This window comes from Bacillus sp. USDA818B3_A (assembly GCF_009928415.1).
GTDB lineage: Bacteria > Bacillota > Bacilli > Bacillales > Cytobacillaceae > Neobacillus.
The window spans coordinates 230,162-256,172 of record NZ_JAABNN010000003.1; the positions used below are offsets into that span (position 1 = coordinate 230,162).

Consider the following 26,011-nt stretch of genomic DNA (forward strand, 5'->3'; position numbering starts at 1 on the left):
GTTAGCTCCTGGACGATTTTTTTGCGATATTACTTTTTACAAACTGCTTTTCCTGCTCACCCATTAGTTCACTTAACTGGCGATAGGAATGATATAGATCAGGTCTTGACTTAACAAAATCTAGTCTCTCTTTCATATTAACCGGCTTAAAATGAAATTGATCATATGCGTCTTCATTAACTGGTAAGCTTACATTATTGGTAAGAAATAAAAATTGCAGGAACAGCTTGATACCCTTTTCCATCCACTCTTTACTGTTTCTCTGATCTCGCGCACGAAATAATGGTTCAATTTGAGATTGAATTTGTCCCCATTCTGTAAGTAGTGCAGCAGCAGCTTTAAGACGATTATCCATTCACAGTGTCCTTGCCTTTCATTCGCTTTTTTCCTTCTCGGCACAGTTCTAATAATGGACAGGTCGGACATTGTGGATTTTGGGCTTTACAGTGATAACGTCCAAAGAAAATTAACCGGTGATGTGTAACAGACCACTCATCTTTTGGTACCTTTTTCATTAACGTTTTCTCAACTTCCAGAACTGAATCCTTCCAACGGCATATGCCTAAGCGTTTACTAACCCTCTCCACATGTGTATCCACTGCTATAGCTGGAATATCAAAGGCTACAGATACAACCACATTGGCCGTTTTCCTGCCTACTCCCGCCAGCTTTGTCAGCTCATCTCGATCCATAGGCAGCACACCATTATATTCTTCTAATAACATTCGGCATAGGCTCTGTATATTTTTTGCTTTATTACGATATAAACCGATTGAGCGGATATCATTTTGAAGTTCTTCTATTGAAACATTTAAATAATCTTCTGGAGTTTTATACTTTTTAAATAAATCCTTTGTCACCTTATTAACAAGTGCGTCGGTACATTGTGCAGATAACGATACGGCGATAACAAGTTCAAAAGGATTGGAATGGTTTAGTTCACAATGTGCTTCTGGAAACATTTTACCCATTTCATCTAAGCAATATCTAATTTGTGTATTATTAAGCAATGAAATCACCTGCCATATAAAATAAAAGAAAACGAGAGAAGGTTCCCTCGTTAATTGAATTTATTACTGCTCCAACCAGTTATAAAAAGGGACGGCGGGCTGCTCTGAGTCATCCTTGCCATGTACTTTTTCAACTTGCTTTTGCCGGAATTTACGTCCATGATTTTTTGCCTGTTCAATGGTTTTAATCCCGTTTTTCTTCCATTCAAAAAGAATCCGATCAATATAGCGAAAATTTAATTTGCCCGACATGACTGCCTCACGAAGTGCAGCTTTTATGATTATTGGATCATGGTGATCATCGTCCATCCACATTCCAAGGGATTCACACTCAAATGGTGATAATGGCCGGCCAAATTCTTTTTCAAAACAAGTATAGACATCTGTTTCTTCTGTTTTCTTTTCTAATTGTCTCGTTAGCTGATCCTTTACTAAAAACTGATCAACTAGTTTTTCCCATAGGGGATTAACTGAATATTTTTCATACCGAATGCCTTCATTGGAATACTGGTCAATTATTTCAATAAAGCCCCGCTGTATCATCCTCCGAAGCATATCATTACATTCAGCAATCGAAATGGTCATTCTAGCTGAAAGCTCCTCAGGAGTAGGAAATTCATTCCCTTTTTCAATGAAAGTAATAATATTTAATAAAAGGACAAGTTCCGTTTCATTTAAGTTTAAATTTCGATATTCCGAAAAAAGCATGGTGGGAATTGATATATTCCCTTCCTGCATCCAGGCTAATATATTTGATTTCATCTGTCGACACCTCTAGATTAGTATATCATGAACAATCTATTCGAGTAAGAGTATTAGGAATCCATCTTTGGAAAGGAAAAACAAAAAGCCTGCAAAATGCAGACTTTTCGTAATACTCGGGTATATAGTGGTTAACTATTAACTTTTGCCGTAACAAATTGCGCCATTCGTTCTACAGCTTTTTCTAATAGGTCAAGTGATGTTGCATAAGATAGACGAATATTATCTGGAGTACCAAACCCGGAACCCGGAATAACAGCAACCTTAGCTTCTACGAGCAACGCCTCAACGAAGTCATCAACATTACTAAAGCCTGTCATTTCAGCAGCATCCTTAACATTTGGATACAGGTAAAAGGCACCCTGCGGCTTCACACAGCTAAATCCAGGGATCGCCACTAATTTATCATAAATGATCTCTAATCTCTGCTCAAATGCCTGCCTCATTTCTTCAACAGGTTCTTGTGAGCCATTATAAGCAGCGATGGCAGCGTATTGTGCTGTAGTAGTAGGATTGGATGTACTATGGCTGGCCAGGTTAGTCATGGCCTCAACGATTTGTTTGTTACCTGCAGCATAACCAATTCTCCAGCCGGTCATCGAATGAGACTTGGATACCCCATTAATAACAATGGTTTGCTCTTTCAATTCAGCAGACAGCTCTGCAATAGAAACATGTTTGGCACCTGAGTAAACAAGTTTCTCATATATTTCATCTGAAACAATTAAAATATCCTCAGCTAAACAGATTTTTCCTAATTCTAAGAGTTCCTTTTCTGTGTATAAAACACCGGTCGGATTGCTTGGTGAATTAATGATCACCGCTTTGGTTTTATCTGTAATTACCGCTTTTAATTGTTCTGGTGTAATTTTAAAACTATTTTCTTCAAGCCCTTCAACATAAACAGGCACACCGCCTGCCAGCTTTACCTGTTCAGGATAGCTGACCCAATAAGGTGTAGGTATGATTACTTCGTCACCCTCATTTAAGATGACTTGGAATAACGTATAAAGAACATGTTTTGCTCCATTGCCAACAATAATTTCATTAGGCTGGTAGGTCAATCCTTGATCAACTGCAAACTTATTTATGATGGCCTTTTTTAAGGCAGGTAACCCTGCCGACGGAGTGTACTTTGTATGCCCTTCATTCATTGATTCTGCAGCGGCATCTAATATGTGCTGAGGGGTATTATAGTCAGGTTCCCCTGCCCCTAATCCAATCACATCTTCCCCTTTTTCCTTCAATTCCTTTGCTTTTGCTGTAATTGCTAACGTAGTAGATGGCGTAAGTGCCATTACCCGGTTTGCAAGTTTGATTGCCATTTCTCTTTCCTCCAGTCTCCACAAGCTATAAATTTTCAATTTTTTTTAGCCATTCACCGGTTTCAAAGTGAACATAGTAATAATTTATTAAATTATTTTCCGAACGGTAGTAGATTTCCCATAAAGGAATATTTTTTTCCATTCCTAACCGGACGGAAATAATTTTCTTAGGTTGTTTCTCCTGCAATAATTTTTGGATAGCATCTTCTTTAGTGATGCCATCCGCTGCCTTTTTAGTGAAAACCTTTTTACTTTTATCAGGTATCCAAACGATGACTTTGTCACCTTGTTTATTTTTCCCTTCAATCACACTAACTGTCTCATTACCATTGTAAATATGGAAGTCATCAATTTCACTAAATTGAATATGATCCTTAGCAACGGAGACAGCCTTTTTTTCAGCTGCTCGAACCGGTTGAACGGAAGAAAAATAAACCTTTACCAACAATGCAGATATGACTAATACAACTAGTAGCGGAATAACAATCCATTTTTTCATTTTTTCTTTTTCACTTCTCTATGTACGATATATAGTAATAACAAGACTCTATTTGTGAAGAATCTTTCTAATTATTATAACAGGATAAATCAGGTTGTGTTATCAATCTTAATTAAAATAGAAAAATTTTTTCATTTTCCCGTTAATCCTAAAACTATTCTTCCTCCTTTAGAGGAATCGTAATGATTTCGTAATTTGATTCTGTAAATTTTATCGTAACCGTCCCATGTTTTTTCGTAAAATACACTTCCGACCAAATCCCTTGCAAATCATGCATTAAATCCTGGTCCAGCTGTTTTTCCTCTGCTCCTGCTAAAATGGATATTTGCGGGTTTAGAGTTTGTATGAAACGGTCAGATAATGATTCATCGGAAAGATTAGCAGGAATTTTAAATACATGAATATCTTCTAAATCCTTTGTTAAAAGTTCTTGCTCCGCACGTTGACTAGAAGACGTCATCAAAAATAGGCTATGCTTAAAAAAGCGCAGCATAAGGTCCATACCTTCATTTTCTTCGGTTCCAAGGAACTGAACATCAGCAAGCATTTCAGGTAAGATTTCTTTCTTTGTCCCCTCATTCCATACAGTAACTAGTACGTCATTCGGTATTTCAGTTGTTAATAAGGTTGACAACTCAGGTGTGGAGGCAATCTCTCTAACATTATATTTTTGAATTATGTCGTCTATTTTCTTTATAGATAAATCTTGATCATTGGTCGTTAGGATTAATGTGGAGAGCTCTTTTACATTATAAAGGGAAAGCCACCCTTCTAGCTCGGACAGTTCACCCTGCCCGCCTATATTTATTAAAATATTTTCTCCATTTGCACCTTGGATAAGCGTAGCCTCCCCTGAAGACAGGCCCAAAAAGGTGACTGCAGCTTGATGTTCAGCTAATTTCACATCTATTTTCTCAACCTCTGCAGGTAAAGTTGTTTCTGCTTTTACTCCAATGCAGCTTGTCATTAATAAGGCAAATATCAGCAGAATGATCCTCATACACATTCCTCCCAGGTAGTTATAGGATGTGTTGTTTTCCAAATTTTATCATAACCATTTTTGGATAATTTCAGCCAATTCTAACATATCTCCTTTTTTAACTGGAATCTGAGGGATCGATTGTAAAAAAGATTTTCCATACTTAGTTGTAACAATTCTTCGATCGAATACAATGATGATCCCGCGATCTTTTTCTGTCCGAATTAACCGGCCAAACCCTTGCTTAAATCGAAGAATGGCTTCTGGAAGTGAATAATCAGTAAAAGCATTTCTCCCCTGCTCTATCATCAGTTGACATTTAGCTTCCGTCAAAGGTTCATCCGGAGGGCTGAACGGCAGCCTTACGATGACTAGGCAAGATAAGTCTTCGCCTGGAATATCGATTCCTTCCCAAAAACTGCTTGTTCCTAATAAAATCGCTTTATCATATCGCTGGAAATTCCTTGTCAGCCTTGAACGGCTTCCACTTGAAATACCTTGGGCAATCAATACGTATTCGTTTAGAAATCCACTCTCTTTAATTAATTCATATGTTTTCTTTAACATATCATAAGCCGTAAAAAGAATAAGCATTCTCCCTTTTGACGCTTCAGCAATCGTGATGATATGTTCAGTGATTGAAATAACATATTCTTCAAGAGATACGGAGTTAATCTCTGGCAAATCCTCAGGTATAAGCAGTTGGACTTGCTCTTTGTATTCAAATGGAGAAGGAATGCTTACTTGAACCGTTGAATTTGCCTCAAGTCCTAATTCTCCCATTATAAATTGAAACGAATTATTTACCGTTAGTGTTGCAGAAGTTAGGATTACAGATTTCTTCGTTTGGAAAAACTTCTTTCTTAGCTGCTCACTGACCGTAGCAGGCTGTGCCAAAAAGGTAGTTACATTTTGTGGTGAGCGGATATCCATTTCAATCCACTTTACTTCGTTAGAATCTTTAATAAAACAGTTTATCAGCATGGTTCGAAACTCTTGCAATTCAACTGTAAATTCAACGATTTCCTCCACCTTATTCAAGTCTGAAATCGACAATAACTCTCTTTGCGCTTTAAGATAAATCAGCCGATCATCAATAGCACTTAGTACGTCCTTAAGTAGAAAAGCTAACCTTTCAGCACTATGGATGAATGCTTTTCTTTCTTTTCCAAGATCAGTGGAAGCAAATCGTACCTTTATACGGTTTATACCTTTCTTATTACCCGCCTTTGTTTTAGCATACAGGGCCATTAATTTGAAAAATTCATCTGTTTCATAGTTAAGGTCCACCATTAATTGATTCAATTCAAATGTATGTAACAGCTTTTTTTTCGAGGCAGGAAGGTGTGAAAGGATCTGCTCCATCTCATAAAAGAACTGTTTTTGCTCGAAAGTGCCAAATTGCACAATAAGCATTCGAGTGGATAAATAATCTAACGTATTACCGAAGAACCGGCTCGCAGTCTTTTCTAAGTGGTGACCCTCGTCTATTATTACATAATCCGTTTCAGGCAAAATGGAAGCTTCACCTTTTACATCACTTAATAATAATGAATGGTTGGTTATAATAATATCCGCTAACTGAGCATTCTTTTTTGCTCTTTCATAGAAATCCTTTTCCTGCCACCTCTTATTCTGAGCAAATGCGGTTGGTACGTCTTTTATTTTATTCCAGTATAGTAGACCACCACTTGATAGGTTTAATTCATCCCTATCACCGGTCTCCGTCTCAGTTAACCAGACTAGAATCTGCATTTTGGTTAACGTAGTATCATAATTATCATTTTCATCTAATAATGTCTGGTGAAATTTTTCTAAATTTAAATATTGACTCCTTCCTTTCAAGAGGACAGCTTTGGTTTTAAAAGGAAGAATTTTTGACAACAATGGTATATCTTTATTTAAAAGTTGTTCTTGCAGCTGGATGGTATGCGTGCTGACAATGATTTGCTTTTTAGATTGCTTTGCGAAATAGGCTAAGGGAAAAAGATACCCAAGCGATTTACCAACCCCTGTTCCTGCTTCTATCAGCGAATGACGTGAATGCTGAAGGGATTGATAGACGGTATCCATCATCTTAAATTGACCCGTCCGCTTTTCAAAACTGCCAAAACCCTTTCCAATTATCTCTGCCTTTTCGTCTCCACTTACTGGGTAATTAATTATTTCTTCATTCAGGAGATTGGTTTCTTTTTTAGTTAAAAATTTCTTTAACGCTATATCGTTAATAATTTCAACGGAATCTGAAACGGGCGCGTTTTCAAATTGATCTGTCATTTCCTCAAGGAAAAGCTGCAGGTCACTTTTTAATCCTCCAGATAACATTTTTAGGTGAGTCATGGTGACCTTCGGTAATCGAGCTAAACGTTTTAGTAAAATTAACAATAACTCGGCTGTCACCAATGCATCGCTATCCGCTTGATGGGGACGATCATGAGTCAAATTTTCTTTCTCAGCCAAATCGGTAAGCTTATAGCTGTCAGCCGTTGGATAAAGGATTCTTGCCAATTCTACCGTATCTAAAACTGACCCATAAAATCCTTCTTCTCCCGCTTGAAGTAATTCTTCTTGAAGAAAGGATAAGTCAAATAATACATTATGAGCTACAAAATAGGCCCCTTCTAACAAAGATTGAACCTTTTCACTTATTTTAGAAAATAATGGTGCATCCTTGACCATATCATCATTAATTCCAGTTAATTCTTCAATAAAGACTGGAATTTGCTTTTGAGGATTAATAAGAGAGGAAAACTGTTCAGTGATAATCCCATTTTCGATCACTACAGCTGCAAATTGGATAATTTTATCACCTTTTTTTGGTGTGTTACCCGTTGTCTCTAAATCAACCACAACAAATTTGTTTAACATTTTGATACACCCCAAACCTTCGTTCATTAAACCGTAACCTTACTTTCAATAAAAATAACCTAATAATGATTTAAATTCTACCATTGTCTTTGAAATAATAAAAACAAAAGAAAAAATCCCCAAAAAATGGGGACCACTACTACATAATCGTAAGTGCTGGTTCTGCATGAAGGAGATCTTTAATCCGATTGTTCTCATCCATGATCGCAACTTTAGGTTTATGGTTTTTAATATTTTCTTCAAGCACCAATGCATATGAAATAATAATAACTGTATCTCCTACTTGAACAAGTCTAGCAGCAGCGCCATTTAAGCAAATTACTCCGCTTCCTCTTTTGCCAGGAATAATATAAGTTTCTAATCTAGCACCATTGTTGTTGTTAACAATCTGTACTTTCTCATTTGCTGCCATTCCAACTGCATCGATAATATCTTCATCAATCGTAATGCTGCCAACGTAGTTTAAATTGGCTTCAGTAACTGTTGCTCGGTGAATTTTGCCGTTCATCATGGTCCGAAACAAGTTGATTCCTCCTCAGGTTATGAAACTTTCATCTATTTAAATAATTATATTGTCTATTAACCTTACCTTCGAGAATTTAACAGCAATGGCTATGATAATGGTATGATCAATTCTTTCCAACGGTTTTAATTCTGGGTAAGTAAGAATCTCGACATAATCTATTTCCCCGTCTGTTTCACTTGATATCATCTCTTTAATCAAAGAAGTCAAATATTCCGGATTACGTTCACCGCCGTCGATTGCCTTCTTTGCTTTTTTTATGCTTTTATAAATGACTGGAGCCTGCTGTCTTTCTCCCGGTAACAAGTTAACATTCCTTGAGCTTTTCGCTAACCCATCCTCTTCTCGAACAATATCAACAGGTATTAACTGAACTGGAAAATTAAAATCGGAAATCAATCCATCAATCACTGCCACCTGCTGGGCATCTTTCTTACCAAAGTAAGCTCTTGTAGGCATAATGATATGAAATAATTTGGTTATAACTGTAGCAACCCCATCAAAATGACCTGGTCGTGATTTACCGCATAGTACATCTGTACGCTGCTGAACCACTACTTTCACAGAGGATTCATGCGGGTACATCTCTTCTACTGAAGGATAAAAGAGATAATCTACCTTTTGGGCTTCTGCTAGTGCACAGTCACGTTCAAAATCACGAGGATAGGTTGAAAAATCTTCCTTAGGCCCAAATTGTAAAGGGTTAACGAATATACTTAGAACGACAATATCATTTTCTTTCCTAGCCTCAGAAATAAGCGTTAGATGACCCTCATGAAGGAAACCCATTGTAGGAACAAAGCCGATACTCTCGTCTCTTTTTTTATGATTCAATATTTCAATCTGCATTTCTTTTATGCTGGTTACTACCTTCATTGTATACCTCCATAGAGAACCTTCAATTCCTCTTCCTTCATGGTAAAGGAGTGTTTATCTTCAGGGAATTGGCTATTCCTCACTTCGGATGTATAAGCTTGAATCGATTCAATCATAAACGGATTGACGGAATGGTACTGCTTCACAAATTTTGGCACCCGATCGACACCATATCCTAAAACATCATGATAAACTAAAACCTGTCCATCCACATGAAGGCCTGCGCCAATACCTATGACTGGGATTTTGATTGATTCTGCGACTTTCTCTGCAAGCTGTTTCGGCACACATTCAAGTACAAGAGCAAATGCCCCCGCCTCTTCCACTCTTTTAGCATCATCCAGCAGCTTCTGAGCGGCATCGGCATTTTTCCCTTGAACTTTATAGCCGCCCAATACCCCAACAGATTGAGGAGTAAGACCTAAATGTCCGCAAACAGGTATACCCGCCTGGGTTAATGCAAAGATTTTTTCTAACACGCCATCAGCGCCTTCTAGTTTAACAGCATGGGCCCCTGCCTCTTGCATAATTCTGCCTGCATTGACCAACGTATCCCTAACAGATAGATGATAGGTTAAGAATGGCAGGTCTGTGACTATGAAAGTGTTTTTAGCTCCGCGTTTTACTGCTTTGGTATGATGAATCATATCTTCCATCGTGACAGGGATGGTAGAGTCATACCCTAGGACTACCATTCCTAATGAATCCCCTACTAGAATCATGTCAACCCCGCCCTGTTCCGCTTGTTTACCTGATGGATAATCATAAGCGGTGAGCATTACAATTTTTTCATTGTTTTCTTTCATTTTTAAAAAGTCAGTGGTTTGCTTCATCATTATTCCCTCCTTTAATAATGGGAGAGGTGATAAAACGCTTGTAGAGAGCAAACAAAAAAGATCCTTCTTATAGGCAGAGGATCTTATCATTACTCATTTACATGTTCATCCCTCTGTCCCGGTCCGTTGCACGGATCTAGGCAGAAACCTTTTTAATTGTGTATGGTCAATCCTTAAGGTGCAGTTCTAAAGAGATACTGCCCAAAGAAATTATAGCATTTTATCAGGAAAGCGCAAGCGCCTTGTACAGGGGCGCAAGGCTACAGACGAGCCGGCAATAAGGCTGCTCTTTAGCCTTATTGACGGATTGGCTTAGACCTAAGAGCCCCTAGGCGCTTGCGCTAGACAACGAAAAGCGCAAGAACCACTATAGTTCTTGCGCTGACTCTATTATAAACTTATCAAATCTCAATATCTGCTGAATAAATATGGTGTATCGTCCCTGTTTTATCCTCCAGCTGTAAAACACCATCATCGGTAATTCCCAGCGCTCTGCCTTCAATTACATTTGTCAGTGTCCTAGCCTTAAGGTTTTTACCTATGCTAATTGCATACCCTTCCCATAAGAGTTTAATTGGGTAAAATCCTTGCTCCAAATATAACAAATATAACTTCTCAAAATGTGTAAAAATACTCCTAATCAGTTCAGATCGAGAGATAGGATCCCCTTTTTCAATCAAAAGAGAACTAGCTGATCCTTGAAGCTCTGCAGGAAAATCTTCCTTTTTTTGGTTGACATTAATGCCCATTCCAATAATTACAGAATGAATCTGATCGGCTTCTGCTTGAAGTTCTGTTAAAATACCAGTTATTTTTTTACCATTAATTAATATATCATTCGGCCACTTAATTTCAGGGATCAAACTTGTTATTTCTTCAATTGCCTGTACAATGGCTACTGCAGTTAAAAGTGTCAACTGCGGGGCTTTTGTAAGAGGAATATTGGGTCTAATAATTAAACTCATCCAAATACCGGTATACTTTGGAGAATGCCAGCTGCGGTTCATTCTTCCTTTCCCCGACCGCTGCTCCTCAGCGATGACAACGGTACCCTCTGGCACCCCTTCATTTGATAAGAGGTGGGCAATTTTTTGTGTTGATTCCACACTTTCCTCAAAATGAATATTCATACCAATAAAATTCGTTGAGAGGCCAAGCCTGATCTCATCTGGCGTTATGCTTTCAGGTGTTTTGACAATTCGATATCCCTTATTTCTAACAGCCTCTAATGTGAATCCTTCTTTCCTCAACTCTTCCATATGCTTCCAAACCGCAGTTCTTGAGCAGCCAATTAGTTCAGCTAAATATTGCCCTGAAAGAAAGGTTTCGCCAGCATTTGTAAAGGCATCGAGCAGTTTTTTTCTTATTTCTGACTGCACTTGACCAGCCACTCCTTAATCTCTTCTTTATCGTTTTGGATTTCCCCTGCTATGATGGCACATTCAATTTTTAGAAGGGTTTCCCTTACCCAAGGTCCTCCTTCGGTATGAAACCATCCCATAAGATCTGTGCCCGAAACTCTCATTTCACTACGTTCCTTGATCGGTAATCGATCATAAATATTTAACCAATAAGCGAGGGGATTTTCCACTTTTGATTCTTTTAAAATGACATAAAGCTTTTCTGTGGAAATTAAGACTTTTCTGCCTGCTAAATAAAGGTCGTATTCCGACCATTCACACACTAGCCGTTTTTCTATAAAAAACAAAATTTGTTGAATTTCTTTGATTTCTTTGACAGGAAGTTTCCATTCTCTTAAAAAGAATTCAATTGATTTATTTTTTAGATTTAACGAAAAGAGCAGCAAGGACCACATTTCAATTTTATTTAATCCTTTAAAAGACATAGTGGCTAAACTTTTTAATTGGGCTTCAGCGTCTCTTAAGCCAGGCAAGTACGAATATAAATGAGTTTTTAAAAGGATCAAAAGAGCAGCGTTAGCATTTTCACCGGCAAGCAATTTTTCAAACTCCACTCGGAGCCGTTCCACAGCAATGTTTTTTAATAAAGGAACAAGTTTTATGATCGCCTCTAGTGTTTTTTCCTCAATTGAAAAAGAGAGTTGGCTGACAAATCGAACCGCTCTCATGATCCTTAATGCATCTTCTTCGAACCGTTCATCAGCTGATCCAACAGTCTGAATGACTTTATCTTGAATAGCCAGCTTTCCAAGATAGGGATCAATCAACTTGCCATTACCGTCCATCGCGATGGCATTCATAGTAAAATCCCGCCGTTTTAAGTCATCATGAAGATTACGTATAAAGGCAACTTCTTTTGGTCTTCGATAATCTTGGTATTCACTTTCCGTTCTAAAGGTTGTAACTTCATAGGAGTTATTTTGAAAAAGAACTAGCACGGTTCCATGTTCAATTCCAACATCAACTGTTCTTGAAAATATCCCTTTAACTTCATTTGGAGTAGCAGAGGTAGCAATATCTACATCAGTGATGGGCCTGTTTAAAAGATAGTCCCTTACTGAGCCGCCAACAAAATAGGCTTTGAAACCTGCTGCCTCTAATTGATTAATAACAGGAATAGCGGATAAAAAAGGCTCGTTCATTTCATTCACCTTAATTCAATAGCTGCCAGTATAGCTGCTCATATTGTTCAACAATCTGGTCAGCCTTAAATTTATTTTTAACTAATTCCAATGACTCAAAAGACATACTTTTATGTAAGTCAGGGTCGTTCAAGAGGGATACAGCCTTTTCCGAGATATCGTCTATGTCACCGACCTTACAGATATATCCTGAAACACCCTGCTGAATAACTTCTGGAATACCGCCAACATCGGTACCTATACATGGTACACCGCATGCCATCGCCTCCAAGGCAACAAGGCCAAAGCTCTCTTTTTCAGATAACAAAAGCAATAAATCACTAATAGAGTATAATTCCTCTAAATTCTCTTGTTTGCCTAAGAAGATTACGTTTTTCTCTAGACCAAGCTGTCTTACCTGTTTACTAACTATAGACATCTCCGGCCCGTCACCAACCAACAGTAATTTAGCCGGCATAGCTTCAGATATCTTTGCAAATGTTTTAATGACATCGCCAACCCTCTTAACAGCGCGAAAATTAGAAACATGAATGATCACTTTTTCATGTTCATTAATTTGGAGTTGAGTTTTTAGAGAGGTATCTTCGGTTTTATGGTATACTCTTTCATCTATAAAATTGTACACGGTCTCGATTTGCTTATCAGGATTAACCAGCTCATAGGTCTGATTTACCAATGCATGTGATACTGCAGTAACAATATCAGATTTTTCAATTCCAAATTTAATGGCATCTGTTAATGTTGGGTCGTAGCCTAAAACGGTAATATCTGTGCCGTGTAAAGTGGTAACGACTTTAATATCTCTACTGGACATTTGTTTAGCTAAAATCGCACATACTGCATGTGGAATAGCGTAGTGGACATGAAGTATATCCAATTTCTCACGATTAGCAACTTCGGCCATTTTACTCGCTAATGCGATATCATAAGGCGGGTATTGAAAAAGGGAATATTGATTTACTTCCACTTGATGGTAGTGTATATTATGATACATCTTGTTCAAACGGAAAGGGAGACTTGATGATATGAAGTGAATTTCATGCCCCTTTTCAGCAAGCATCTTTCCTAACTCGGTTGCTACCACACCAGACCCGCCTACAGTCGGGTAGCATGTAATTCCAATTTTTAATTTTTGCATAATTCTTCTCCTAGCAAATCATGTTTCAATACAAGCGGAACTTTTGTCTTGAAACCCTCGGCATATGTTACTCCGACCAGTTTTCCAAACATTTTTTCCCTGGCCTCGACGGTTTCAATATAATCGTTCACAAGAGGTGTTTGAACACTTTCTGCTGTTAATTCAAATTGACTTTTATATGCACGTAATGCAGCTAACTTTTTATCCATTACATCTGATATGTCAAACGTAAAATCAGGATTATGAAATCCATTGATCATGTAAAAATACATTCTTTCCACACGATGGGGTTCATCATATCCATCGGTCAAGAATTTTCTTATTCCTGCAGAAAAAACGGCTTCTTCGACAATTCGAGCACAATTCCCATGGTCAGGATGACGATCTTCTAAATAGGGTGCAAACACAATCTGGGGTTTGAATCTTCGAATGACAGCTGCAACCTTTTTAATATATTCTTCTTTAAGAAATAATCCTCTGTCAGGAAAACCTAACGACATCCGAACAGATACACCCATTGTCTCAGCCGCAATTGCCGCTTCTTCTTTTCTTAGCTCTACATTTCCATTGGAAGAGAGATCGGCCTCTGTTAAGTCACAAATACCGATATGCCTACCTTCTCCCGATAGTTTCGCAATGGTACCAGCCATGCCAATCTCTACATCATCTGCATGGGCACCAAATGCAAGAATATGTAACCTATTTTGCTCCATTAACATCACCATTCTCTTTAACTACATTTCTCCACTCTAATAAACCCATTTCTAATCCTCGGATAAGTAATTCTGCTGTACCCATATTTGTTGCAAGAGGGATAGAGTAGACATCACATAATCTCACTAAAGCTGTGACATCAGGTTCGTGCGGCTGTGCAGTTAATGGATCACGGAAAAAGAAAATAGCATCCATCTGGTTTTTAGCGATCATCGCTCCGATTTCTTGGTCTCCGCCTAAAGGCCCGGATTTAAACCGAGTAATGTCTAAGCCTGTTGCCTCATTGATTCGGGATCCTGTGGTTCCAGTAGCAAAAAGCATATGCTTGGCAAAAGTATCTTTGTAGGCTGTTACAAATTGGACTAAATCATTCTTCTTTTGGTCATGTGCGATTAAAGCAATATTCATAATCCAAACCCCTAATCTAGTATATTTTCAAGTCCGTAAACAAAAGTATTGTTCTCCATTACTGTTTCAACAGCAACTTTTACACCTGACATAAATGACGCACGGTTATAGGAATCATGACGAATGGTTAAAGTCTGGCCATCAGAACCAAATAAAACCTGTTGATGAGCAATTAGTCCTGGTAATCGAACGGAGTGAATATGCATCCCATCAATTTCAGCACCTCTAGCTCCTGTAATTGTTTCTTTTTCATTTGGATGCCCCTGTTTTTTTAATTCTCTCACAGCTGAAATCATTTCTGCAGTTTTAACGGCTGTTCCCGATGGTGCATCAAGCTTTTGATCATGGTGCAATTCAATAATCTCAACATCAGAAAAATATTTAGCGGCCATTTGAGAAAATTTCATCATTAAAACCGCCCCAATCGCAAAGTTAGGAGCAATAATACAACCAAGTTGTTTTTCCTGACAAAGCCGTTCTAGTTCTTCTAAATCCTCTTTACTAAATCCGGTTGTTCCAACAACAGGCCGAACATTATGGTTAAGAGCTGTTTTAGTGTGGTACATGCCAAATTCCGGAGTTGTTAAATCAATTAATACATCTGCTTCTACCGCTTGCAGACACTTTTCAATATCGGAATAGATAGGTACATTTGAAATGGATTGAAAACCTTCTACATCACTCAACATCATTCCATCATTTTTATGATCAACTACTGCAACTAAATCAAAATGATCTGTATTTGAAGCTAATGTTACTGCTTCTCTTCCCATACGACCACGCGGGCCAGCAATAATAATTTTAATTGTATTCAATTTCTTCACTCCACACTTTCTGGGTCTATTCTAGTCCAACGATCTTTATCCCTGGTATTAAATTTATTCATGACATAGTCATGAGCCTCTTCTAAATCAATATTCAATGAATTGGCAAAACAAATCATCACAAAAAGCAGGTCGCCAAGTTCCTCTTCTATGGCCTTTTCTGTTTCTGTTGATTTTTTTGGTTTTTCTCCATAATAATGATTTACTTCCCTTGCCAGCTCACCAAGCTCCTCAGTTAGTCTTGCAAGCATGGCCAGCGGGCTAAAATATCCTTCCTTAAACTGACTTATGTATTGGTCTACTTCGGCTTGAAGTTCTTTCATTGACTTCCCGTTAGTCATTCTCTCCACCTCATCTTTAAAACGGGCTATTTACCTATAATAATATACCTTTTAATGTTAGCTAAATTACGTAAGATTTACAAATGTTTTCGCTTTAATCAGGTGGATTTCCTCCCTCTCATTGCTCTTATCACCCTAATTCGCTATAATTAGAACCGCCATATAGAGAGAGATGGAAGAGGTGGAAATATTTATGTTACTTGGGCTCAAGTTAAAAAACATTCTTTTTATTCTAATAGGGTCCTCCATTATGTCATTTGGACTTGTCAATTTTAATATGCAAAATAAACTGGCTGAGGGTGGATTTACAGGAATTACACTTCTCTTTTATTTTTTGTTTAAATGGGATCCTTCTTATATCAACTTAATACTCAATATCCCCTTATTTTTCATAGGATGGAAGCTGCTAGGAAGGAATGCTTTTTATTATACAATCATCGGAACGGTTGGTGTTTCGGTTTTTCTATGGATTTTTCAGCGCAATACAATTGAGATGCCTCTTGAACACGACCTAACATTAGCGGCACTTTTTGCAGGGGTATTGACTGGAATTGGACTGGGAATCATTTTTCGTTTTGGCGGTACAACCGGAGGAGTTGATATCATTGCTAGACTCGTCCAAAAATATGCTGGCTGGAATATGGGAAAAACGATGTTCCTATTTGATGCATGTGTCATTGCTGTCTCATGGTTTACATACTTAAATTATAAGCAAGCCATGTACACACTTGTTGCTGTTTTTGTTGGAGCCAGAGTGATTGATTTTATTCAGGAAGGTGCCTACTCTGCTAGGGGAGCTATAATTATATCAGATCAAAATGAGAAAATTGCTGAGAAAATTATGGCCGAAATGGACCGCGGTGTAACTGCACTTAAAGCTTACGGCTCTTACACAAAAAACGAGCGTGAAGTTTTATACTGTGTTGTGGCTAGGAATGAAATCATCCGTTTGAAGAATCTAATTACTTCAATAGACCCCCATGCCTTTGTATCGATATCAGTTGTTCATGATGTTCATGGTGAAGGATTTACACTTGATGAAAACAAAATGCCGATTGGAGAATAAGCGAAAATTTTATAAATTCCTAAACGACAAAAAATGTCCTCAACTTTGAGGACATTTTTTCTAATCGTCATTTCTATTCATACCTGTAAAAATGAAAACAAGTCTTAATAATTCTAAAACAGCTACCGCTGCTGCCGCAACATAAGTTAGTGCAGCTGCATTTAATACTTTCCTTGCCCCTAATCGTTCACGATCGCCTATTAAACCAAGGGAAACCACTTGATTCAGGGCACGGTTCGAGGCATTAAACTCAACCGGAAGGGTGACAATTTGAAAAAGTACAGCTGCAGCCATAAATATAATCCCTAATAATAGTAACCCGCTTAAATGAGCAAAGATACCAATCATTATGAGAATCCAGGAAGCATTAGAACCAAGATTGGCCACTGGAACCAAAGCGTGGCGGAAGCGAAGGAATACATAGCCTTGTCCATCCTGAATGGCATGTCCGCATTCATGTGCCGCTACAGCTGCCGCAGCAATCGAATTCCCATGGAAATTTTCCGGTGAGAGGCGGACGGCCTTGCTTCTTGGATCGTAATGATCACTTAAATATCCGCGTCCTTCTTCAACCCTAACATGATATAGTCCATTTGCATTGAGAATTTCTCTAGCAACATTTGCTCCAGTACGAAAATTCGAAGCAGGTATCCGTGCATATTTGGCAAACGTACTTTTCACTCTCATTTGAGCCCATAAGGGAATAAAAACTATAATAGCAAAGTAAATAAGATACATAATGACCTCCTAATCAGACTCATGATGTTATTAGTTTATGTCTACCCGATTAGACATGCTTCAATCCTTTATGTCTCTAGAACGATTTTTCTTAGGTTCCTTATCACCCTGATACTTTCTCCAGCCCACATATGATAATGTCATAATTATTATACTGCCAGTCGAAATAATCACCCACCATAATGAGGGATCAGCTTCATCCTCTTCCATGTTTGTAAAGAGATTTTTCAAGTCAGTGTCTAGTGCATTAAGTTCTTGCTGGCTTTTCGAATCACTTAGCACTTGTGTCCGATATTCATTAATAAAATCAATCCGAGCATCTAATCTTTGAATATTTTCCACAGGAACATCTATTTTCATACTTGGATAAATAACATTATATAAAGATAAAAAAGTGTTGAAATTTGTATGAAAATGGGCGTTATCACCCATTACCGCCGCTTCTTTTGCCTGGTGTAATGCAGTCATGACTTGACTTTCCAATTCGGTCCATAAAGGTTGATGACTCGTTGCTATAGCATCAATTACAAGACGGAACTTTGTTAGTTTATTTAATCTTTCTTCATATTTCATATTGGGACTTACTGCCGCCTCCATGGCTTCATCATGGGAGGTATTTACAATTCTAACCTCGTCCATTGAGAGTGGTTCTTCCGCCCCTGTTATGTTTGTAAACTGGTCAGAAAAATAATCGAGCAATTTTTTTGCATCTTCATATCTTTGAAACTTCACCATTTGAAGAGCTTCATCAGATATATCATCAAGCTTCTCCAATGGAGTTTGCTGTTCAGCAGAAACTGTTATGGGAGTGAGCATCATGATGATCGCTAAAAAGTATAACCATCTAAATTTCAATCCTTGTCCCCCCTTTCATTACTAATAAAATGTATGTAGGGTTGGACAAGGATAGACCATAATCAATGATTAATTTTTAATTTAAAACGATTAGGTCTGATTCCAAAATAATAGGCAAGTCCAATTGAAAGACAAGAAAGCCAAAATGTAAAATAACCTATTTGTGGTATGTACTTATCAAGCATGGAATAACTCGGCAGCATAAAGAAGACATAATCAATAACATCGTTATGCAGTGTCCAAATAGCAGTCACTATTAAATGCCAAGCCTTTATACGATAGAAAGGAGCATAGAGAATACCTTGGACGGCCATCGCAAAGTGTGAAAATATTAACATGTACCCTACCCAGTCAAGATCCCCTTGGACAATAAATACAAGAATATTCATTACAACTGCCCAAATGCCATATTTGAATAGGGTCACCAACGCAAGTGCTTCCATTAAAGGCCAATTCTTTTTTAGTATGAATGCGATAAGTACAAAAACAAAAAACAAGCTTGCGGTTGGACTATCAGGAACAAACGCCAAAAATACAGATGGAGTCTCTTTTAACTGCCACCCATACCAATAATACCCATAAATGGTACCTGCAATATTTACTAAAAGTAATAACTTTAATACTGAACGATTGGACAGGAGAGGGTAAATCCACCCCACAAAATCTCCTCCTTTTAATAGTCTTCATCAAGAAAAAAGCTGACGATTCCCGTCAGCTTTTTATAAGTAAAATTATTCTTTACCAAGACCTGAGATAAATTCAGAAAGCTTCTTAAGCTGTTCGTCATCCCCTTTAAAGACCCCAGCTGGCATTTTACCTCTACCATTTTTAGCAATCTTAGCTACTTCATCAGCGGATAAACCAGTTCCGACTAATGTTGGAGCACCTGCACCGCCCTGAAAACTGTCACCATGACAAGTAATACAAGTATTATCACTAGCAATTTTATATCCTTCACTAGTTTTGTCAATTTCAACCTTTTCGACAATTTTTCCTTGTCGTTCTGCAGCCGCCCAGTCATGGGTTGCTACAGACTCCCATGTAAGGAAAACTGTAGCTGCAAGTGCTAATAGCATAAAGCCTGTTGCAAGCGGACGTTTTTTAGGACGGCGTTCCGTACCACGATCAAGGAACGGTGCTAATAATAACCCTCCAAATGCTAAACCTGGCATAATCATTGCTCCAATAACGGTATATGGACCAGAAGCAAATGAGTATTTTAGTAATTGATACAAGAACAGGAAATACCAGTCTGGTAATGGAATGTATCCCGTATCAGTTGGGTCCGCTATCCTTTCAAGCGGAGCCGGATGTGCTACTGTCAAACTTAAAAAACCAACAAGAAATACTGCACCAACCATCCATTCTTTTAAAAGGAAGTTTGGCCAGAATGCCTCTGTTTTGCCAGGATATTCTGAATAATCTTTTGGAAGTTTTGGTGTGCGTGTTTCAGGCGCTGGAACACGTGAGTCACCAACAAACTTCATACCTTTACCGCGATGCATTGAGCAATCCCCTCCTTTTTTCTGTAATATACACTCCTATGTCAGAAAAAAACTGATTTTTAAAGCGGTCCAGAGATACCTTGTCTGCGAATCATGATAAAGTGTGCCGCCATTAAACCAAACAATACCGCAGGCAAGAAGAATACATGGATGGCAAAGAAACGGGTTAATGTCTGAGCACCAACAATGTGTTCGTGTCCTGCAAGTAAAACTTTCACGTAAGTACCTATGAACGGTGTTGCCTCAGCAATTTGCAGACCTACTTTTGTAGCGAACAGCGCTTTCATATCCCAAGGCAGTAAGTAACCTGTGAAACCCAAACCTAACATCACGAAGAAAATTAGCACTCCGACAACCCAGTTTAATTCACGAGGCTTTTTATAGGCACCTTGGAAAAAGACGCGCAACGTATGTAAAAACATCATTACAAGTACTAAACTGGCTCCCCAGTGATGCATTCCACGTACGATTTGTCCAAATGCAACTTCATTTTGTAAATAATAAACAGATTCCCAAGCATTTTTAATATCTGGTACATAGTACATGGTTAAAAACATACCAGAAAGTATTTGAATAACAGTTACAAAGAATGTCAGACCGCCAAAGCAGTATACAAACGCTGAAAAATGATGCGCAGGGTTTACATGCTCTGGTACTTCATGATCTGCGATATCGCGCCACAGCGGCGTAATATCTAAACGTTCATCTACCCAATCGTAAATTTTGTTTAACATATTTACGCCTCCTTCCGTGGTTCAGCTTTTCCTAAGTATAGGAAGCCTTCTTTTTCTTTGTATGGGTATACATCAAGCGGGTGTAACGGCGGTGTACCAGGAATATTAGTTCCGTCCTTCTCATAGCGCCCATAGTGACATGGACAGAAGAATTGATTTGGATGTTCCTTGTCCGTATTCCAGTTTACGGTACAGCCCAGATGTTTACAAATTGGCGAAAGTGCAACAATTTTGTCTCCATCCTTATAAACCCAAGCAGTGTTCGTAACCTCTGACTCATACCAAGCATCCTTTTGCTTAAAGGTAAAGTCAACACGAACTGGTTCCTCCGTTATTTCAGAAACCTTTTGTTTTGTCGCAACAAAATCTCCGCCTTCTTCAGCCTTTAATACCGGATCCACAGCAAATCTAACCATTGGCATTAACATACCGGCTGCCATGAACCCACCTACACCAGTTAAAGTGTAGTTTAAAAATTGACGTCTTGAAACACGTTCTTTACTCAAGCTTATCCCCCCCTTGTTCAAAGTTTGAAGTCCATCGGACACAAAATAAACACATATAAAACTAGGACATAACAATGATATATCAATCTTACAGCAAGGTCAATATCATACTATTTTAAAAAACATTTATTATAACAGGCTTTACTCGTTGTTACTCCACTTTTGTGTAAAAATTGATAGCAGCTGTTTAACTTGGCTGTCAACAACCTCCATTTTTTGAGACTCACTCATGTTTCCAAGCGGCAGGGTTGGCAGCCATATCAATGACCCGCCTAATTTTTGCTCATGCATACGCCAATCGAGCTCGGAAGTTATGTAAAATACGTGCTTAAATTCACTCTTCAATATGTTTTCTTCCCAATTTACTAAACTATTTAAGGTATGTTCCATATTATCTTTTTTTAGATAGGTAAATGGAGGGTATAATAAAATTCTCCCTGTAAACTGTCTCTCCAAATGACCTGTCAAGAGTGATATAAATTCAAATGCTGCAGCGGACTGTTTCATCTCCTCTCCAAATGATATAGAGTATATTGGAATAACGGCGGTATCAACGTATTCCTTTGCATTCAAGTAGGTTTCAACCTCTTGTGGCACCCATTTCATTCTTACACCAACCTTTTTGATTCACTACTTCTATCATATCATTTTCTCCTAAAATAATAAAAGATAAAATAGAATATTTCAAAATATTCTCTTAATAGAAAAAAGGAAGCCGGCTAACGCAGGCTTCCTTTTTCTTGAATTACAGACAGTTTATTTAATTTCTCTGTTAGCATTTGAAATGTGTGTTGATCTTGCTTATCAAGCGCTTCATCGATTAGTTCCATTAACTTATCGCGTTGGAAACGTTCAATGCTGTATTGCAATAATTGTTCTGCTACGATCCCATCTTTTTCATTAACTTGTAAATGCTTTGGTACAAATGGATTTTCCTCCAAAACCGCTACATACTGATGTGCCTGATTAGAAGCATGAAAATTTAATTGGATAAAAATATCTTCATCCCGATTCAGCCGAATATCATGGAATGATTTTTCTGCATCGGTTGTCATGACATTCTCTTTATAAAAACGAAACGGCACTTTATCCACACAATGTGTAGACATAATTAGACCCCTAGGGCAATACTGTGCTTGCTCAACAAAATGAACCTTTTCCATTAATTGATCATGGCTCATTAGATAATTAAGTATCCAAACACATTCTCTTCTCTTTAATTGATAATGATTAAGAAACCAGCGAATAAAATCCTTCTTCTCGTTGACAGAAACAGGGGTTGTCATGATAGTTTCCCTCCTCTGCATAATCAGCATTTTTAAATATTCACATCGGTAAGTCGTTCAAACAAATCCAGATATTCTTCGTTTGTTGGGTCCCCTATTAACAGCTGTTTAAAAATTTCGGCAGCGCGGTCATTTTTTCCTTCTTCAACAAGAAAATATCCATAATCCTGTAAGAATGTTTCATTATTCTTGAAAAAAGTATATGCACTTTCATATTTGTCTAATGCAGAAGAAAATTCTTCGAGATGATCATAGGCTAAAGCTGAATCCCAAAGAAGCTGAGGTTCTTCATCTCCATGAACATCCAGCTCGGAAATTAAATCAATAACATCTTCATACCTTTCTTGCCGGAAAAAGAGTTTATTTAAGGTCACGGCCGCCTCCATAAATCCGGGATCCAAGGCAAGAGATTCACGAAAATATTTTTCCGCCTCCTCTTCATAACCCAGCTTTAAACAAATCTTGCCTCCAAAGAAATATAACTCTTTATTAAATTCATCCTGCTTAATACCTTCTTTAATAGAGTTCAAACTATTTTCCAGTTCCTCTTCCCGTTCATACGCCTTAGCTAGGTGCAGATAAAGAGAATGGTATTCTGGATCAAGCTCTTTTAAATCATTGAACTTTTCAATAGCAGTCCGATTATATCCTGCTTGGAGGGCAGTAAATGCATAACCAAATAGAGTGTTAATCTCTAATTTTCCCTGTAATGCCTTGTCATAGTAGTTGAGAGCCTCTTCAAAAGCACCTGAGGCGCTCAATAAATCGGCCATCCTTGCATGGATATTAACTCCAGCAATTTCATCTTCTTCCCTTAGAACCCGCTCGTATGCGTTCTTAGCCTTAATTACCTCGCCTTGCTCACTGTAGAGCTCTCCTAATGCAAAGTCAATTATTACTTCGTCAGGCAGAAGCTCTTTTGCTTTTAACAACTTTCTTTCGCTAACTTCAAAAAGACCTTGCATTTGATAAAGATCAGCTAGTAATAATAGTGACTGTCCAAAGTGTGCATCCTGTTCTGAAATTCTCTCCAATACAAGCATAGCTTCTTCTTCTTCGCCTGCTTCCACCAATATTTCACCAAGCAGGACAAGGAGTTCACCTTCTTCTGGATAGGTTGTTAATAAACTTTCAACCAATTCCCGTGCCTCTTTTAAAAATCCAAAATGGTACAATTCTTCACCGAGAAGAAATTTTTCTTCCGGATTACCGTCTTGTAATACATCATTATATTCATTTAATGCCTCTTTATGTTGGCCGTTTTCTAACATTTGAATAATTTTATTGATTCTTTCCATTGGCTTATACCTCTTCTTCCCCAGATTTACAAAGAAAAAAAGAATGGGGTCCGTACCTGAACAAATTCTCCACTTCCTGGACTGAATAAAACTTTTTCACCCGAACGGATTACCTTTCCTTTGTCAACTGTAACAACAAGTCTATTACTATGATAATGAAATAAACTTTCTTCATCAACCTTCGCGATTTCTCTATCCTTAAGATATAAATTATAACTTAATTCTGTACCCGACATAAAGCATCCTTTATTTGGATATAGACCAATCTTATTTAGAATGGGAATAGACAAGGGCTGACCTTCTTCAATTAAGTGGTATAGGGCTGGGATTTTTTCTTTTATCATTCTATCTTTCCATTTCGACAAGAGGGTCTCTGCTTCCTTCTTTTGCTCTGAAGAAATTATTGGAATTAATGGACTATTAAAGGGAAACATCGCCTCTCTAATCCACCCCCAAGGAATTTTCTCTAATTCAAGTGAATCTTGGATTTCCAAAAAGATAGCCGGGATTTTAAGCTTCTTACACTTTCTAATCAATGTGGGAGTCATTAATCTGGCAGGAATTTTAATTCCGATAAGAAAATCAATTGGACTGCTCATTAAAGCCTTCTTCACTTCATTTAACTTATCCAAAAGTTCATTCTCATAGGAAAGGCTGACATAGGTAAAGATGGTGGTACATCCTTTTAATATAAAGTTCTCAGTAATAAAAGTTTTTAAAACTTGAAAAGAACTCTCAAATGGAATAGCTGAGCTTAAAAGGACATAAGCAGGGGTCATTATATAGGGTGCTAGATTCATCTTCATGTATTTGTAATGAGCAGTACCATTATGAAGCACGGTAATCTGGTCATTTCTTATAAGTAGCGAACATGTAGTTAGCTGCTTATCTTTAAGAACATTGGCATTTTCAATAATATACATTGTCCACCACCTTTATTGTTTCTTAAGACAAGCTATGCAAAAAATAATCAATCTATGACTTTGTCAGCTGACAAAAAAATAAAAGCTGCCGGAAAGGCAGCTTTTGCTTTTTAGTGGATAAGGTTATTTAAATGTTCAAAAAAGTTTGGGTATGAAACAGATATAGCCTCGGATTGTTCGAGCTCTACGGAGTCCTCACATAAAAGGGCTGCAATTGCCAGCATCATGCCAATTCGATGATCTCCATGACTAGAAACATTTCCACCGCTTAACTTGGTCTTTCCACGGATAATCATTCCATCCTCTGTAGCCTCAATATCCGCACCCAATTTTCGTAATTCGAGTACAACGGTATCGATCCGATTGGTTTCCTTCACTTTTAATTCTTCCGCATCTTTAATAATCGTTGTCCCTTCAGCCTGTGTAGCAAGAAGGGCAATGATCGGAATCTCATCAATTAGCCTAGGAATTAACTCACCCTCAACTACCGTTCCTTTAAGATTGGAAGTTTTGATAATCAGATCTCCGACCGGTTCTAAATCATTGCTCTCATTTTGGACAATCTCTAGTTCTGCTCCCATCTTATGCATTACCTCAATAATCCCAGTTCTGGTCGGATTTAGCCCTACATTTTTTAAGACTATTTCACTCCCAGGGATAATGGCTCCTGCAACAAGGAAAAACGCTGCAGACGAGATGTCTCCAGGAACATGGATGTCGGACGCTGTCAGTTTTTGACCGCCTTTCACCCGAATGGTGCGATTATCTTTTGTAATTTCACCGCCAAATTGTCGAATCATTCTTTCAGTATGATCACGAGTCTCGGCTGGCTCAGCAATCGTGCTCTCTCCATCAGCCTGAAGTCCCGCAAGAATTAAGGCAGATTTCACTTGCGCACTTGCAACTGGAAGTTCATATTGAATAGGCTGCAATTGTCCGCCACGGATGGAAATGGGTGTAAAGTCTCCATTTTTTCGGCCATCTAATTTGGCCCCCATTTTAGTTAATGGTACCGTTACTCTTGTCATGGGTCTCTTGCCAATAGAAGCATCGCCGACTAAGGATGAGAAAAAGGGCCGTCCTGCTAAAATCCCCATTAATAAGCGGATGGTGGTTCCTGAATTCCCCACATCCAAAACCTCTGCCGGTTCTTTCAATCCTTCAAAACCATTTCCAACAATCCGAAGCCCCTTATCAGATTCCTCGATCGTCACTCCTAACTTTCGAAAACAAGAGATTGTACTTAAACAATCATCACCAGGCAGGAAATTGGTTACCTTTGTTTCGCCATGAGCAATAGCACCAAACATCACAGACCGATGGGATATAGATTTATCACCCGGGATGGTTACATCACCAGCTAAGCGATTAATATTGTTCTTTAGTTTAAATGCCGCCATTCAATCACCTTTTTTTATTTCATAATTTGTTACT

Annotated in this window: 29 protein-coding genes; 1 reads left to right on the top strand and 28 read right to left on the bottom strand. The window is 38.1% G+C overall.

The genetic code is table 11. The features are described 5' to 3' along the window. Nucleotide 1: 1 nt before the first annotated feature. The 17 genes from GXK58_RS07350 to GXK58_RS07430 form a co-directional block, all read right to left on the bottom strand. A complete protein-coding gene (locus tag GXK58_RS07350) occupies nucleotides 2-355 on the bottom strand; it encodes a YpoC family protein (protein ID WP_160721291.1) in 354 nt (117 codons plus the stop codon). Then, nucleotides 348-1,010, bottom strand: coding sequence for an endonuclease III (nth, locus tag GXK58_RS07355; RefSeq protein ID WP_160721293.1), 663 nt, complete (start codon nucleotides 1,008-1,010; stop codon nucleotides 348-350). The genes GXK58_RS07350 and nth overlap by 8 nt, the downstream gene beginning before the upstream one ends. Before the next feature lie 63 nt (nucleotides 1,011-1,073). After that, nucleotides 1,074-1,772: a DnaD domain-containing protein gene (locus GXK58_RS07360; protein ID WP_160721295.1), complete on the bottom strand. Its 699-nt coding sequence runs from the start codon at nucleotides 1,770-1,772 to the stop codon at nucleotides 1,074-1,076. A gap of 131 nt (nucleotides 1,773-1,903) precedes the next feature. After that, the gene (locus tag GXK58_RS07365) at nucleotides 1,904-3,091 is read right to left on the bottom strand and encodes a pyridoxal phosphate-dependent aminotransferase (RefSeq protein ID WP_160722168.1); all 1,188 of its coding nucleotides are present in this window, start codon (nucleotides 3,089-3,091) and stop codon (nucleotides 1,904-1,906) included. 31 nt (nucleotides 3,092-3,122) lie between these two features. Beyond that, entirely contained in the window at nucleotides 3,123-3,596 is a 474-nt protein-coding gene (locus GXK58_RS07370) for a cell wall elongation regulator TseB-like domain-containing protein (protein ID WP_160721297.1), read from the bottom strand. 154 nt (nucleotides 3,597-3,750) lie between these two features. Beyond that, on the bottom strand, nucleotides 3,751-4,596 hold the full coding sequence (locus GXK58_RS07375) for an ATP-dependent DNA helicase (protein WP_160721299.1): 846 nt from the start codon (nucleotides 4,594-4,596) through the stop codon (nucleotides 3,751-3,753). 48 nt (nucleotides 4,597-4,644) lie between these two features. Continuing rightward, nucleotides 4,645-7,443, bottom strand: a complete 2,799-nt coding sequence (gene dinG / locus GXK58_RS07380) for an ATP-dependent DNA helicase DinG (RefSeq protein ID WP_160721301.1) — start codon at nucleotides 7,441-7,443, stop codon at nucleotides 4,645-4,647. A gap of 139 nt (nucleotides 7,444-7,582) precedes the next feature. Further along, nucleotides 7,583-7,966 carry an aspartate 1-decarboxylase gene (gene panD / locus GXK58_RS07385; protein WP_160721303.1) on the bottom strand — a complete coding sequence of 128 codons (384 nt, stop codon included), beginning with the start codon at nucleotides 7,964-7,966 and terminating at the stop codon, nucleotides 7,583-7,585. Between the two features lie 36 nt (nucleotides 7,967-8,002). Further along, the gene (gene panC, locus GXK58_RS07390; protein ID WP_160721305.1) at nucleotides 8,003-8,842 is read right to left on the bottom strand and encodes a pantoate--beta-alanine ligase; all 840 of its coding nucleotides are present in this window, start codon (nucleotides 8,840-8,842) and stop codon (nucleotides 8,003-8,005) included. Further along, complete coding sequence (panB, locus tag GXK58_RS07395) at nucleotides 8,839-9,675, bottom strand: 3-methyl-2-oxobutanoate hydroxymethyltransferase (protein ID WP_160722170.1); 837 nt, start codon at nucleotides 9,673-9,675, stop codon at nucleotides 8,839-8,841. The genes panC and panB overlap by 4 nt, the downstream gene beginning before the upstream one ends. 404 nt (nucleotides 9,676-10,079) lie before the next feature. After that, nucleotides 10,080-11,057 carry a biotin--[acetyl-CoA-carboxylase] ligase gene (locus GXK58_RS07400; RefSeq protein WP_160722174.1) on the bottom strand — a complete coding sequence of 326 codons (978 nt, stop codon included), beginning with the start codon at nucleotides 11,055-11,057 and terminating at the stop codon, nucleotides 10,080-10,082. Then, a complete protein-coding gene (locus GXK58_RS07405; RefSeq protein ID WP_160721307.1) occupies nucleotides 11,042-12,241 on the bottom strand; it encodes a CCA tRNA nucleotidyltransferase in 1,200 nt (399 codons plus the stop codon). Before GXK58_RS07405 ends, GXK58_RS07400 begins: the two co-directional genes overlap by 16 nt. Nucleotides 12,242-12,251: 10 nt before the next feature. Then, the gene (gene bshA / locus GXK58_RS07410; protein WP_202171317.1) at nucleotides 12,252-13,379 is read right to left on the bottom strand and encodes an N-acetyl-alpha-D-glucosaminyl L-malate synthase BshA; all 1,128 of its coding nucleotides are present in this window, start codon (nucleotides 13,377-13,379) and stop codon (nucleotides 12,252-12,254) included. After that, nucleotides 13,367-14,092: a bacillithiol biosynthesis deacetylase BshB1 gene (gene bshB1, locus GXK58_RS07415; protein WP_160721309.1), complete on the bottom strand. Its 726-nt coding sequence runs from the start codon at nucleotides 14,090-14,092 to the stop codon at nucleotides 13,367-13,369. The genes bshA and bshB1 overlap by 13 nt, the downstream gene beginning before the upstream one ends. Beyond that, the gene (gene mgsA, locus GXK58_RS07420; RefSeq protein WP_160721311.1) at nucleotides 14,079-14,501 is read right to left on the bottom strand and encodes a methylglyoxal synthase; all 423 of its coding nucleotides are present in this window, start codon (nucleotides 14,499-14,501) and stop codon (nucleotides 14,079-14,081) included. The genes bshB1 and mgsA overlap by 14 nt, the downstream gene beginning before the upstream one ends. 11 nt (nucleotides 14,502-14,512) lie before the next feature. Further along, nucleotides 14,513-15,316 (bottom strand): 4-hydroxy-tetrahydrodipicolinate reductase, encoded by an 804-nt coding sequence (dapB, locus tag GXK58_RS07425; protein WP_160721313.1) that lies wholly within the window; start codon nucleotides 15,314-15,316, stop codon nucleotides 14,513-14,515. A 5-nt stretch (nucleotides 15,317-15,321) separates the two neighbouring features. Next, complete coding sequence (locus GXK58_RS07430) at nucleotides 15,322-15,666, bottom strand: nucleotide pyrophosphohydrolase (protein WP_160721315.1); 345 nt, start codon at nucleotides 15,664-15,666, stop codon at nucleotides 15,322-15,324. Between the two features lie 193 nt (nucleotides 15,667-15,859). Here GXK58_RS07430 and GXK58_RS07435 point away from each other — a divergent pair, with 193 nt between their 5' ends. Continuing rightward, a complete protein-coding gene (locus GXK58_RS07435; protein ID WP_160721317.1) occupies nucleotides 15,860-16,732 on the top strand; it encodes a YitT family protein in 873 nt (290 codons plus the stop codon). A 60-nt stretch (nucleotides 16,733-16,792) separates the two neighbouring features. Here GXK58_RS07435 and GXK58_RS07440 read toward each other — a convergent pair whose 3' ends face one another. The 11 genes from GXK58_RS07440 to aroA form a co-directional block, all read right to left on the bottom strand. Next, nucleotides 16,793-17,470 (bottom strand): zinc metallopeptidase, encoded by a 678-nt coding sequence (locus tag GXK58_RS07440; protein WP_160721319.1) that lies wholly within the window; start codon nucleotides 17,468-17,470, stop codon nucleotides 16,793-16,795. A 60-nt stretch (nucleotides 17,471-17,530) separates the two neighbouring features. Continuing rightward, nucleotides 17,531-18,325 carry a sporulation protein YpjB gene (gene ypjB / locus GXK58_RS07445; RefSeq protein ID WP_160721321.1) on the bottom strand — a complete coding sequence of 265 codons (795 nt, stop codon included), beginning with the start codon at nucleotides 18,323-18,325 and terminating at the stop codon, nucleotides 17,531-17,533. A gap of 62 nt (nucleotides 18,326-18,387) precedes the next feature. Next, entirely contained in the window at nucleotides 18,388-18,984 is a 597-nt protein-coding gene (locus GXK58_RS07450) for a DUF1405 domain-containing protein (RefSeq protein WP_160721323.1), read from the bottom strand. Nucleotides 18,985-19,056: 72 nt separating this feature from the next. Continuing rightward, nucleotides 19,057-19,830: a menaquinol-cytochrome c reductase cytochrome b/c subunit gene (locus tag GXK58_RS07455; RefSeq protein ID WP_160721325.1), complete on the bottom strand. Its 774-nt coding sequence runs from the start codon at nucleotides 19,828-19,830 to the stop codon at nucleotides 19,057-19,059. Between the two features lie 59 nt (nucleotides 19,831-19,889). Then, nucleotides 19,890-20,564 (bottom strand): menaquinol-cytochrome c reductase cytochrome b subunit, encoded by a 675-nt coding sequence (gene qcrB / locus GXK58_RS07460; protein WP_160721327.1) that lies wholly within the window; start codon nucleotides 20,562-20,564, stop codon nucleotides 19,890-19,892. A gap of 2 nt (nucleotides 20,565-20,566) precedes the next feature. Next, nucleotides 20,567-21,070 (bottom strand): QcrA and Rieske domain-containing protein, encoded by a 504-nt coding sequence (locus tag GXK58_RS07465; protein WP_160721329.1) that lies wholly within the window; start codon nucleotides 21,068-21,070, stop codon nucleotides 20,567-20,569. A gap of 141 nt (nucleotides 21,071-21,211) precedes the next feature. Continuing rightward, the gene (locus GXK58_RS07470; protein WP_160721331.1) at nucleotides 21,212-21,676 is read right to left on the bottom strand and encodes a YpiF family protein; all 465 of its coding nucleotides are present in this window, start codon (nucleotides 21,674-21,676) and stop codon (nucleotides 21,212-21,214) included. 113 nt (nucleotides 21,677-21,789) lie between these two features. Next, nucleotides 21,790-22,356, bottom strand: coding sequence for a ReoY family proteolytic degradation factor (locus GXK58_RS07475; protein WP_160721333.1), 567 nt, complete (start codon nucleotides 22,354-22,356; stop codon nucleotides 21,790-21,792). A 32-nt stretch (nucleotides 22,357-22,388) separates the two neighbouring features. Beyond that, entirely contained in the window at nucleotides 22,389-23,654 is a 1,266-nt protein-coding gene (locus GXK58_RS07480; RefSeq protein WP_160721335.1) for a tetratricopeptide repeat protein, read from the bottom strand. A gap of 26 nt (nucleotides 23,655-23,680) precedes the next feature. Continuing rightward, entirely contained in the window at nucleotides 23,681-24,577 is an 897-nt protein-coding gene (locus GXK58_RS07485) for a hypothetical protein (RefSeq protein ID WP_160721337.1), read from the bottom strand. Nucleotides 24,578-24,687: 110 nt separating this feature from the next. After that, the gene (aroA, locus tag GXK58_RS07490) at nucleotides 24,688-25,977 is read right to left on the bottom strand and encodes a 3-phosphoshikimate 1-carboxyvinyltransferase (protein ID WP_160721339.1); all 1,290 of its coding nucleotides are present in this window, start codon (nucleotides 25,975-25,977) and stop codon (nucleotides 24,688-24,690) included. Nucleotides 25,978-26,011 lie beyond the last annotated feature (34 nt).